The organism is Mucilaginibacter psychrotolerans (assembly GCF_004519315.1).
GTDB classification, from domain to species: domain Bacteria; phylum Bacteroidota; class Bacteroidia; order Sphingobacteriales; family Sphingobacteriaceae; genus Mucilaginibacter; species Mucilaginibacter psychrotolerans.
On record NZ_SOZE01000036.1, the window covers coordinates 1 to 11,796 of the forward strand.

The following is an 11,796-nucleotide window of genomic DNA, read 5'->3' on the forward strand; positions in this document are numbered from 1 at the left end:
ATCGCTAATATCGTGGCTGGATTAATCGCATACTCATTTTTTCCTAAAAAACCGTCCATCTCTTATCAATCGACCTATTCTAATCAGATGGCCGCCTTTTGATTAATCGAACTCAGGTTAAAAAGATATTCTCGTGTTTTTTGTGAAGTCCTTTCATCGGTTTATCCCTCATTAAAATCTTTAGAACCTTTTACTACGGATTCTTTTATTTGTTTTCCGTTTTATTTTGACGAGAAACCCTCTATTGAGTTTGACTATAAAGAGCAGGCGGAAAAAGACATAGAGAAATTAGTGTTTAAAATTGCAGGCGTAAATTTGAGATTGATTAGAGTAATTAGATTATATGAAGGAAATATGATATACCTAATCAAACCGAAAAAACTTAGGTACTGGTTGCCATCGGTCGCTTTACGAGATGCTGACGAAACTTTTGCTGATTTAAGAAAACAAGGATTCTAATGCTTTCGGAAAAACCCATAAACCCAATCAGTGGAAATATATCTTTTGGAATCACTGCAGATGATTCTATTAAAGCTGTTATTGGGTTTTTGAGAATCAATTTATTAAAATTTGCCTCCGACAACAAGAACCATCGCATCTTACCGGAGGAAAGTACCAATCAATTATTATGCGGTTTTTTAAATAAGGAAGCCAAAAAAGAGCCTTTCCGTTTTCAACCCGAATTTATTGAGGAAATATCAAGTGGACGGAGCCCCAAAGTCGATTTCGGAACGCTTTCTGACGAAGAAAAAATAGTGATTTCTGACAGAGAATACGGCGAGGACGATAGTTTTTTTTCATTTGAAGCGAAACGTTTGCCAACGCCAGGGTCTGGTCGCGAAAGAGAATACGTTACAGGTATCGCTCCCAAAGTTTCCGGCGGAATTGAAAGATTCAAGAAAGGGGTACACGGCGCTAAAATAAAATATGCTGCCATCGTGGGATATGTTCAAAAAGAGACCTTCAACCACTGGTTTCTAAAGATTAATGGTTGGATAGATGAACTCGCGGTCATCGATTCGACAGGTTTATGGAAGACTACAGATAAATTAGCCTGCGATGACATAAATGTGCCGGTCTTTATTGAATTGTTTTCAGCGCATAATAGAATCGCGACAGGAGCAACACTAACTAATATAGAATTATATCATTTCTGGATTGACCTAATTGAGCCTGTTGCTGAGATAAGTGAAAGCGATATGATATTGCATTAATGATTCCCCCGCCCAGTCAGGCGTCCTGCCTGACAGAAAATATTTTCCCGCGTCCGAGCTGCGGGATTTTATTAAAATAACTTTCTACAGGCGCTCCCTGTCATGAAAATAAGTATGATTATCAAAAAATTAGCTAATTTAAGCTTAGACGCTTAAAATTTTTGCATCCACGCGAGCGACGTGGCGACATCGCGCCAGCAAGGGGCGTGCCCAGCATAGCTATTAAATTCACTCGTCATAATAACGTTTTCTAAAGACAATAATAGATTCTACGACTTCATTGGGAAACTCGTACTTGTCAGGTGCATATGCACCTATCCCAAATTTATAGGAAGTAAAGCCAGTTTTCGTAATTTCTAATTTTTCGTCCCATTCCTTGATTTGTTCTTCAACTGATTCATATGATACTTCTAAAAGCTTAACCGAGAATAAAGTCGGTTTAGCAGGCTGCACTATTTCTATTGCTTCACAGAAAAGGCTCTCATTATAATTTATAAATAATCCTGACCCTTGGTAAAAATCAGTTGGCACTTTTGAAAACTGATTGCGATAAAATTCTTGATAGGATTCCTTTAGAAGTAACCTAATTTGATCTCTAGGTAATCCTAAAGCAATATTGCCCAGCGATTCACACGGGTATATGGTGTAATCCATTATTATTATTCTTGAAGTTTTGGTGTTGGTAATTTAAGTCCTTCTGCATAATTCCGCCTTTGTTGGTGTTGTCACCAACAAACCGAAATGTTTGTGATTAGGTAATCGCCCACACGACGGCATCCGTGTAGTTGTTCACAATTTTTCTTTCAGTCATATTTATCCTTTATTTCGCTGGCATCGATACCTTTGAATCCAGCAGACTTGATTTTTTTCATCGTTTCTATTCCGATTAATATTGGAGGGAATTTATTTGCGAAACTTCCAAAGCATAAATCTGTACGAAAAAAACCATCAGGAATTAACTCCTTTATCTTTAAAAATACCGGAGAAGCACCGATTACCTCTTCATAACCCTTGCATTGTTCGTTATAGTTGATAAATTCTATACCAATAGCTCCTATGCGACGGCCTTTTTTATCCAGTTCAATCACGTTATGAATTTTTAACCAGTACAAACCGGGCGATTTTGGTAACGTTACAAACTCCAATCCTTCATAGCCTTCCTGCTCGCAAAACGCTTTGAACTGATCGGAAACAATCGTAAAATTATCATACGTACTCGAAATGGGCTTTTTGGTTTTTATCTTAATTTCGGGGTCTATCCGGTTAATCGTATAAATATCACTGTATTTATCACATTCATTTAACGTTAAATTACGGTACATACTGTATTTGTTGTCGTAAGAAAAAATAATATAACCTAATACCATATACAATTATTTCAAATGTGGGTGTTGTCCAAAAAAGTGGGTAGCAGCATCAGTATATTTTAAACCGCCCCCTTTGTAAAAATCAGCCATCGCTTGTTGCCTTGCCTGTTCACTGAAGGCTGCCCTAATACGTGCCCCGGAATTGCCTCTTGTAGGCTTCATCGTTTTAAGATTGCCATTCTTATAAGTTCAGCACACCGACGACCTGCCGTGTGGGGTCCTGAAACAAGTTCAGGATGACGTCTGCAATGATTTGAACTTAGCAATGGTTTAAAGGTACGCCTCCCATTCTAATCCCCAAAATCGAACCAAAGCGTTCCGTTTACCGGCTTCCCGTCGGCGTGGTATTTTTGGCTTTGCGGCCCCATTACTTCGGCTTGCTGAAATTTGGTGCCAATTGGGCTTATGGCCTTTAAAAAGCCGATGCTGCCTCCCGGGAATTTAGGTTCCACGGGGTCGCCTTTTGGCGGGTCTTTTTCGCGCGCCGGTCGCAGCATCTGCAGGTATGTATTTTTATCGTTGGTATAAACCGTAAAGGGAGATTGTTTATTTTCTATAGTTACCCAGTTAACCCCGGCATGTTAACCCTTAAACTCTGGGTAGCCTGGTGCTTCGCCTGTGATGGCATTGTTATAGGCTTTGTGCCATAAGCCAAATTGCTGGCCTTTCAGCCTGTTTTTCCAAACACGGTACGGGCCGCGACCGAGCCATTTCATACCGGTTATCATTTCTTCGGGATAGTTGAAGGTGATGCCCATAAAATCCACGTCGCCCCGCTGGGTATATTGGTATTCAAGTTTGGCGGGATGCCCGGCGCTGAAAGTCCATTTGATATGGAGCGGCGCATCGCCCTGGTAGTCGGCTTCGATGCTGTATGACTTACCATCGGCCCTGCCGGCAAATTGTTTCAAACTGGTATTTACGCCTGCCAAAACCGGCCCGCCCGATAAAGACACCGTGCCCGAAGGCTTCAGCACCTTTTGCAAATAGCCTGTAGTTTTGCTAAAGTAGTAACTGATACTGCCACTTTTTACGATGAGCACGCTGTCGGTTTCGGTGGCCGACATGGTGTTTAGTCTCGAAGGCTTAGCCAATACAGGTGCAGCCGGCAGATGTATCGCCCAGCTCCAGGTAAATAGCTCTTTTTTATCGGGACCGTAGGCCGTTAAATACAAGGCATCCTGGTTTTGCCAGCCCGGGGGAAGACTTAAACTAATCAGTCCCTTTTGGCCCGGCTTTAGGTTTGGCACAGTGGGCACGCCCGATGCGCTTACCTGCGCTGTAGTGGTAGCTGCTTTAGCCGATGGGAATTTCAGCAGCTTCCATTTAAAGCTGCATTGATTGAAATTGGTGAAAGCGTAGCGGTTTTCTACGGGTATCTTTCCATCGAAGCCCGCATCGATAGGCTGCGGGTTGATGTACACGGGCGACCATATCTCTTTAATGGTATAAAAGCTGGCTTCCTTTTCGCGGTGCGGACCAACAATGCCGTCGGGCGCGTGGTTGCCGTCAGAATCATACGCGCCGTTTTTATCGGTACGTACGATGGCTTCATCTAAAAACGCCCAAATGAAACCGCCGCCGCCGTGTGGATGCCTGATGATAGCGGCCCAAAAATCGTCGAGCGCGGCCCCTGCCCCACCATCGTACAGGGCGTGCATAAATTCGGTGGGGAAAAACACTTCCTTACCGTTGGCTGCGGCGTTTAACATGTAATTATAATCGGGATAGTGCTTGGTATCGGTACCGTTGAATTTTTCCCAGGGGTGTAGTACGGTGCGTTTCTGTGGGTCGTACAGGGCGTAATCGTTATCAAGGCCGCGGTTCCAGCCGCCTTCGTTGCCATTATCCCAAAAGATAATAGAGGGATGGTTAACATCGCGCAGCACCAATTCTTTCACCAGTTTATGGCCCACAACGGTATCGTATTTGGCCTGCCAGCCGGTAAGTTCATCAAGTACATAAAGGCCCAGCGAATCGCATACGTCAAGAAATTCATGGTCGGGCGGGTAGTGCGACATGCGCACCGCGTTCATGTTCATCTCCTTCATCAACCGGGCATCCAACAGGCGGATGGCCTTGCTCAGCGTGCGACCGCTCTCCGGCCAAAAGCTGTGGCGGTTGCTGCCTTTGATAATCACCCTGGCCCCGTTTACGTACAGCCCATCATTAACCCTTACCTCCACCGTGCGGAACCCGAATTTTTGCCGGATGCGATGGATCAAGCCATTTTTACCTTTGATACTTACCAGCACCTGGTATAGATTGGGGAACTCGGCACTCCATAATAATGGCTTATTAAAGCTGCCTTTTAGCTGGATGCTATCCGCTGTGGGAATAGCCTTGACCGATATGGGCTTGCCCACATTTTGGCCCCTAAGCGTTTGCACCTGCGCCGAAATCGTTGCATCGCCCTTTACATTGCGGGCGAAGGCATTCAGCAGGAACGAGCCATCGGCTTTGGCATCTATAGACGTGCGTTCGATAAAAGTTTGGGGGACTATCTCCAGGTAAACCGGCCGGTAAATGCCACCCAAAACCCAAAAATCGCTATTGCGGCGCTCGGCATCATTTACTGACGCATTTGCAGAGGTTTTATCTACCGTAACTTCCAGCAGGTTTTTGCCGGCAGATTTCAGCAAATTGGTAATATCATATTTAAAGCGATAAAACGCACCCTGGTGGATGGGGCCGGCCTGCTGCCCGTTGATCATCACTTTAGTATCCGTCATCGAGCCCTCGAAAACGATGAAGACTTTTTTGCCCGTAAAACCAACCGAAGGAAATTCATATTTATACAGCCCCTGTTCATTCGCTTTTACCTTATCATGCCCATAATTATACGTACCAAAGCCCTGTTGTTCCCAGTTGGAGGGTACCGGTATCTTGGTCCAACGCCCGTTTTTGCGGCCGCTTGTGCAATAAAAATCCCAGGCTACGGTATGATCCTTATCAGTACCGGATAAATATTTGATAACCGTTTCCTGCGAAAAGGCATTAAGACTGATGGCAAGCAATACTAATTGCAGCAATATCTTTTTCATATAGGTGTTGGCCTTGGTGGTTTTTAATGTAATTGGCGCAAGATAAATTAGTCGTTCCCAATTATATAAAGGTACCGCAAGTTAAAACTACGCAATCGTTGCCACAATCCATTGTTTACCCCCAGTGCGTTTTGAGCCCGGGGTTCTATTAAGCCTTAACCATACCATTAATTTAATCAAAATCGATTGGAAAAATGATGCAAAAACGGCTATATTTGCGCCCCACCCAGGAGAGGTGTCAGAGTGATCGAATGTGCCTGATTCGAAATCAGGTGTACTGTTACAGGTACCGGGGGTTTGAATCCCTCCCTCTCCGCAATTTATATATCAAACGATTCAAAAACGCCTTAAATGCATCATTTAAGGCGTTTTTTGTTTCCGGAGAGCACCAAATTATTCAATAAATCGCATTCTTCTGGTGACCTATTGGTGACCTGTCAGGCAGCAAAGGCAACAGGTCACCAGAAAGCTTATAAGTCACTATCAGCCAACATGTTCAGCGAGTGAACATCTTGACCGATAGCTTAGGAAGTAACTAATTTTATCCACTTAAAGCGATTCGAATGAACAGGTCTTTTTCTTTGCTCTTTTATGTAAAGAGTTCAAAAATTAATGCCGATGGCACTGCACCTATTTACTTACGCGTTACCGTTGATGGGCAACGCATCGAAATCTCCTCTAAACGGCAGGCCAATCCGTCTAAATGGAACACATCTGCACAAAAACTAAATGGTACAGGTGAATATGTCCGCTCGGTGAACGAATACCTGAAAACGCTGGAACACCAGGTGTATGACGTCCACCGGCAAATGATTGAAAAGAAGTTGCCGTTGACAGCCGCCAATCTGAAGAATTTGCTGCTTGGCAAAGAAGAAACCTCTCCTGATAAAATGCTCATACCCATATTTGAACAACATAACAGGGAGGTAAAGGCACTTATCGGCAAAGAATTCGCCAAAGGCACTTTTGACCGATATGAAACAAGCTTGAAGCACACGAAAGATTTCCTGCTATGGAAATATAAGGTGGCTGATATAGGCATTGCTGGCATTGATCATGAGTTCATTATGTCTTATGACTTCTACCTACGCACTGAAAGGAACTGCAATAATAACTCGACCGTAAAATACCTTAAGAACTTCAAGAAAATCATCCTGATCTGTATCGCAAATGGTTGGCTGGACAAAGACCCGTTCGTTAAATACAAGCCGAAAGTAAAGCAGGTGAAACGGGATTTTTTGAATATGGATGAATTGGCAGCTATGGCAGCCAAAAAGCTGGTAAGCAGCCGCACAGCACAAGTAAGGGATATCTTCCTGTTTTGCTGCTATACAGGGTTGGCGTATGCGGACGTCAAGAAACTGAAGCGCGCTGAAATTGTGGTGGGTGTTGATGGCGGTAAATGGATTGCGACCAGCCGTAAAAAAACTGATACAGCATCTAATATACCTTTACTGCCACAAGCCATTGATTTGATGAACATATACAAAGAGCATCCCCAATGCGCTAATGATGGCTTGCTGTTGCCTGTCCTGAGCAATCAAAAAATGAATAGCTACCTTAAAGAGATTGCCGATGCCTGCGGCATCACGAAAGAACTTACCTTCCATATTGCCCGGCATACTTTCGCGACAACTGTAACCCTTGCGAATGGAGTATCCATCGAAAGCGTTTCAAAAATGCTTGGGCATACCAATATCAAAACAACCCAGCATTATGCCAAAATCCTGGATATGAAAGTAAGTGAAGACATGGCAAACCTGACACATAAACTAAGGGCAATATAATCGTATCCAACTATCAAACATAAAAGCTAAATACAATGAGTAATCAATTCATCGGCGATAAATCAATTACAGATAAGATATATATTTTAAGAGGCTACAACGTAATACTCGACAGTGACCTGGCAGATTTATACGAGGTCGAAACAAAAGTATTGAACCAGTCCGTCAACAGGCATCCTGACAGGTTCCCTCCAGATTTCATGTTTGAGTTAACAGAGGAAGAATGGTTGAACTTGAAGTCACAAATTGTGACTTCAAGTTGGGGCGGCCGAAGAAAGCTGCCAAAAGTGTTCACAGAGCATGGCGTACTTATGCTCTCCAGTATATTAAACAGCCAGCGCGCCATAGAGGTAAACATTCAAATCGTTAGAGTATTTACCCGTTTGAGGGAATTTATAACCAGCAATACTGAAGTACGGCTGGAAATCGAAAAAATCAAGAAAGAACTGAGTAACCAGGGCAAAAATATGGAGGTGGTCTTTAAATACCTGGATGAGCTATCTGCGTGGTTACCTAAGCCTCCCGGCGAAACGAGGAAACGGCTTGGCTACAAACCGGACGAAATTCAATAATGTGCGTTACCTGTTTGGAAGGCGCGGCCTTTTTCTTCGCGGAGTGGTTAGCTGAGGATGTTGGCCTGCCGGAGCAGTTCCCTCAATTTCCGGGTGCCCTAATTCCGTAGCTGCTTGCGTTTTGCCTTCCGCAAACCTGACGCTGACTACGCGTCCGTCAATTTCGGCCTGGTCAAAGGCTGCAATTGCTCGTTCGGCACCAGCCTTATCTTCCATCGTGATAAATCCGTAACCTTTGCTTTCGCCAGTAGTTTGATCACTGACAATGGTAACGATATTGACCAAGCCGTGGATACTGAACAGCTCCACCAGTTCAATTTCCTCCATGTCCCTTGGGATGCCGACTATAAACAACTTGGTCATACGCACAAATATAATACAGGTTTTTGTTTATTGCGCACACCTATCCATTGCAGTGCGTAAACAACCGGGAGTAGCAAGCAGCAAGAATGTCAAGGCCGTGCACCGCTGGAAGCGGCGGCGCGCTTGTATAGCCTTGACGTTCTTGCTGCGATGCTAAATTTGTGAAAGCAGTGCAGTGGATAGTTCGACCGTATTTTTTTAGTACTGCTGTTGTGAGCGCAGCGAACATCAGCCCTACTGCGCCGAGGCTTGCAGCGGAATGGAACCCGGCGCGGCAGCGCGTGGTGTAATGAAGCTGCGTGCCGCAGGTGCTGGTTCCTAACACGCCATCTTCAATCCACGATACAGAAAGCAATTAACATTTGATTATCATTGAGTTATAAGCTTTGGGTTACAAATCAGCAATAAAAAAATGGCCTGTTTTTCGTCGTTTTTGGCACTATCTTGGTTCCCTGAGTGTGGAAAACTTGATAATATTAATCAATAGTTTTCAATTTTATCAAACATTTTTTATTCATAATCATACTTAAATAATAACTCATTTAACGCGGGGAATAGTTTTCGCTCCTGACCCAAAATGTGGTAAAAACAAACTTCAACTGGTCATTTGTAAGATAAGTTAGAAATCAATATTTCAACCTTTGCTTTCAGGCTTTGATCGTTTGTATATTGATCAATATCTTGCTTCAACTGATAACTAAATGCTGCCGCCCACTCCTCTGGCTTTCTACTTTAGGGCCAATGACTATTTTATGAAGTACCCTTTTTAAGGGGATAAGTTCTATATATACTCGTGGCGGGACAATATCTTTAAGAATTTTCTTGACGAATCCAGTCCTACCAAAGATCAGTCTTATTTCATTTCCGGGAAATATAGTTTTTAGCCGTTTTTAAGAACCCTTTCATTTCCCAGGACGAGCCGAGGTTTTGCAGAGGCAATATAAGCAAACTGGAGTCGCGCTCTTTTTTATACAGGGCGGTGCTTTTTAAAATATAACGAATTGCCGAATCGGGTTGATTGTTTTTTTTGAATGCGAAGCCAATATTATTTAACGATTGCGCAATCAGCTGATTGTCTTTAAGCTTTTCCCTTATCTTCAACGATTTTTTGTTGTAATAGGTTGCTTTGGGATAGTCGCCTTCAAAAACAAAACAAACTGCAATTGATGTGTAAGTGCTAGACAAATCCTCATCATCGCCCAGGTCTTCAAAAATCCGGCTTGCCAATAGGCAATATTTAATACTTTGATCGTATTGCGAAATCTGGTGAAAGCATATCCCTATATTCAAATAAGCCAAAGCAATATTGAGCTCGTTTTTTTTTGAATAAAACAATACCGATTTCTTATACTTTTCTATTGCAGGGTGGTATTTCCCTTCAAAATGATCAACCAATGCCAAAATGCCCCAGGCATCTCCTTTCAAGGTATCAATATGATATTTTTCTGCGCTTACGAGCCCATAACTTCCATACATTCTGGCGCTGTCATAAGAGGCTGCGAGCAAATAAAACTTAGCCAGGGCATTTAATCCTTTAATTTCTCCGGGATGGTCTTTTTTGCTTTGGCCAGTTCACAGGCTTGTTTGGCTAAAGCGATGCCTTTAGCGGCGTGCTTAAGGTACGCGCCTTGCGCTTGTTTTAATAAAGAATCGCTTTGGAGAGTATTAAGAAAACAGGAGCAATAAGCATTTTGCGGAACTAACCAAAGCAATATAAAAGGGACAACTATCCACCATCTGGTCACTGTCTTAAATAAATTGAAGGCATGGTTGGTTAGAGGCACGTTAAATGTGGGGTTTATGAAATGCGTTGTAATAAATATACTCCTAATATTTAATTAGTGTAACTAATTTTATTGTACTATTTACGAAACGTTACGCTGATTAGTCGATGCAATACTTTCGTTAAATTTGAATGGGCATAATTAAAACACCCAGAGACAGGCAACATAGGCAACTAGAAAGTGTAGCCTAATCGCTTAATGATAAGGTGTACTTAAAGTTGGTTTCACTTTGAAAATAAACAGTTTAACCCCAAATATATTTCTTTGTAGCGGCTAAAAATCGCGAGGAAGGTATCCTTTCTTTTCAACTATCGTCCCGTTTAATTTTTCAGGAAATAAATTTGTTCGGCTTTAATTGGATTGGGTATAAGGACAAAGCCAATCCAGTTAAAGCTGGCTAGTATTTTGGGGCGCTTCTAATGTAACGTTATCCTTCCCGCGTTTATTAAAGGAGCGACTTAGTTAAATGAAAGATTCGAGATTCTTTTTAAAAGGAGGTTTTAATCTATTGAATGATGAATGGATTAGCAAGTCGAAATGTTATTTTTGGAATTAACTGATAGTCCTATTTGACAACTCATACCAATAATATCTCGCCGTATTTTTATAAATAGAATAATCCATCTTAAAAATGTTATCATCTATTTAGAACTCTTTTTATACACCTACCTTTAAAATAAAAAAAATACCTAAAACCAAATTGTATTATTATGAACCCCAAAAAAGCATTCTTAACCTTAACAGCTATAATGATCATATTAAATGTCATTGCATTTGTTTCAAAATTCAATCATTTTCTTTATGCCAAATTTGCAATTGAGATCGGATTTGTTAGTTTAATAGTTTGGCTTTTAGTAGTTATCCTGTGGGTCATATTTAAAGTTTCAAAGAAAATTACTGCTAATTAGTCCTCTTCAAAATCTGAATCTTATTTTTTAAATTTCATAAACTTAAACCAATGAAAAAACATCTATTCTTTATCACAATTGTATTTTCAATTTTTACTTCATGTAGTAAAAGCTCGGGTGACCAATCCCCAGCTGAGATTCAAACTCAAAAAGTTCAACAACTTGAACGTAAGTATGGTCTGCAACGTTTAACGACCAATCAAATTCAAAATCGAAAGAACACAAGGCAATTCAATAGTCTTGACGAACTGGAACGGTACCTTGCCGGTAAACCGCAGACAAAGGCATTTAGTGAAGTAAAAGGCATAATGGAATTGAAAGAGAGTGGAAATAGTGATGTTGTAGGAGGAAAAAGGTTGGATGCGACATATTCTGGGAGTGGTCCATATAGTGCAACTTTGACCCTTACCAATAGCGAAGGTTATCCTGATAAACTTGCATTAGTATGGTCAGCGAACTCTGCGGCAACCGGAACATTATATTTTACCGGTTCAAATGCGGGTTCCTTTACCTGGATTCAAAAGCAAGGATATGATTTTAACCATACAGTTTACATACGAGGCGATTATATCGAGACCTTTGGTGTTAATGGCCTATATACCTGGTCGAAAGCGTATGATTTTAGCTTTGAAGGCGGATGGGGCGCTGGCCAAATCGGGGGAAGCGCTACTTACACGCCTAAGGCAAACGGTGGATCAGGTGGTGGAGAATAATTAATTCCAGTTAGGAACAGTATCTGCAATGCTGTTCCTAACTA

10 protein-coding genes, 1 tRNA gene and 1 pseudogene are annotated in these 11,796 nt (G+C 42.0%); 6 read left to right on the forward strand and 6 right to left on the reverse strand.

Annotated features, from left to right (window positions below; all coding sequences use genetic code 11):
- Together E2R66_RS29410 and E2R66_RS23510 are read left to right on the forward strand one after the other, a co-directional pair.
- Positions 1 to 102, forward strand: a pseudogene (locus E2R66_RS29410) (IS982 family transposase); the annotation flags it as partial.
- Positions 103 to 458: 356 nt separating this feature from the next.
- Positions 459 to 1,214 (forward strand): hypothetical protein, encoded by a 756-nt coding sequence (locus E2R66_RS23510; protein ID WP_133235527.1) that lies wholly within the window; start codon positions 459 to 461, stop codon positions 1,212 to 1,214.
- Positions 1,215 to 1,442: 228 nt separating this feature from the next.
- On the opposite strand, the gene E2R66_RS23515 is transcribed toward E2R66_RS23510, so the two are convergent.
- From E2R66_RS23515 to E2R66_RS23530, 4 genes are all read right to left on the reverse strand, one after another.
- Complete coding sequence (locus tag E2R66_RS23515) at positions 1,443 to 1,868, reverse strand: hypothetical protein (RefSeq protein WP_133235529.1); 426 nt, start codon at positions 1,866 to 1,868, stop codon at positions 1,443 to 1,445.
- Between the two features lie 149 nt (positions 1,869 to 2,017).
- Positions 2,018 to 2,536 carry a hypothetical protein gene (locus tag E2R66_RS23520; protein ID WP_133235531.1) on the reverse strand — a complete coding sequence of 173 codons (519 nt, stop codon included), beginning with the start codon at positions 2,534 to 2,536 and terminating at the stop codon, positions 2,018 to 2,020.
- Positions 2,537 to 2,871: 335 nt separating this feature from the next.
- Positions 2,872 to 3,078, reverse strand: coding sequence for a hypothetical protein (locus tag E2R66_RS23525; protein ID WP_133235533.1), 207 nt, complete (start codon positions 3,076 to 3,078; stop codon positions 2,872 to 2,874).
- Between the two features lie 84 nt (positions 3,079 to 3,162).
- Positions 3,163 to 5,625, reverse strand: a complete 2,463-nt coding sequence (locus tag E2R66_RS23530; RefSeq protein ID WP_133235535.1) for a glycoside hydrolase family 2 protein — start codon at positions 5,623 to 5,625, stop codon at positions 3,163 to 3,165.
- Between the two features lie 229 nt (positions 5,626 to 5,854).
- Between E2R66_RS23530 and E2R66_RS23535 the strand changes: the two genes are divergently transcribed.
- The 3 genes from E2R66_RS23535 to E2R66_RS23545 all read left to right on the forward strand — a co-directional run bounded on the left by E2R66_RS23535 (position 5,855) and on the right by E2R66_RS23545 (position 7,984).
- Positions 5,855 to 5,941 (forward strand) — tRNA-Ser (locus E2R66_RS23535).
- A 247-nt stretch (positions 5,942 to 6,188) separates the two neighbouring features.
- On the forward strand, positions 6,189 to 7,412 hold the full coding sequence (locus E2R66_RS23540; RefSeq protein WP_133235537.1) for a site-specific integrase: 1,224 nt from the start codon (positions 6,189 to 6,191) through the stop codon (positions 7,410 to 7,412).
- A 35-nt stretch (positions 7,413 to 7,447) separates the two neighbouring features.
- Positions 7,448 to 7,984 carry an ORF6N domain-containing protein gene (locus tag E2R66_RS23545; RefSeq protein WP_133235539.1) on the forward strand — a complete coding sequence of 179 codons (537 nt, stop codon included), beginning with the start codon at positions 7,448 to 7,450 and terminating at the stop codon, positions 7,982 to 7,984.
- A gap of 6 nt (positions 7,985 to 7,990) precedes the next feature.
- On the opposite strand, the gene E2R66_RS23550 is transcribed toward E2R66_RS23545, so the two are convergent.
- Positions 7,991 to 8,347, reverse strand: a complete 357-nt coding sequence (locus E2R66_RS23550; protein WP_133235541.1) for an RNA recognition motif domain-containing protein — start codon at positions 8,345 to 8,347, stop codon at positions 7,991 to 7,993.
- Between the two features lie 858 nt (positions 8,348 to 9,205).
- Positions 9,206 to 9,823 (reverse strand): tetratricopeptide repeat protein, encoded by a 618-nt coding sequence (locus E2R66_RS23555; protein WP_133235543.1) that lies wholly within the window; start codon positions 9,821 to 9,823, stop codon positions 9,206 to 9,208.
- 1,266 nt (positions 9,824 to 11,089) lie between these two features.
- On the opposite strand from E2R66_RS23555, the gene E2R66_RS23560 reads away from it, so the two are divergent.
- Positions 11,090 to 11,752, forward strand: coding sequence for a hypothetical protein (locus E2R66_RS23560; RefSeq protein ID WP_133235545.1), 663 nt, complete (start codon positions 11,090 to 11,092; stop codon positions 11,750 to 11,752).
- Positions 11,753 to 11,796 lie beyond the last annotated feature (44 nt).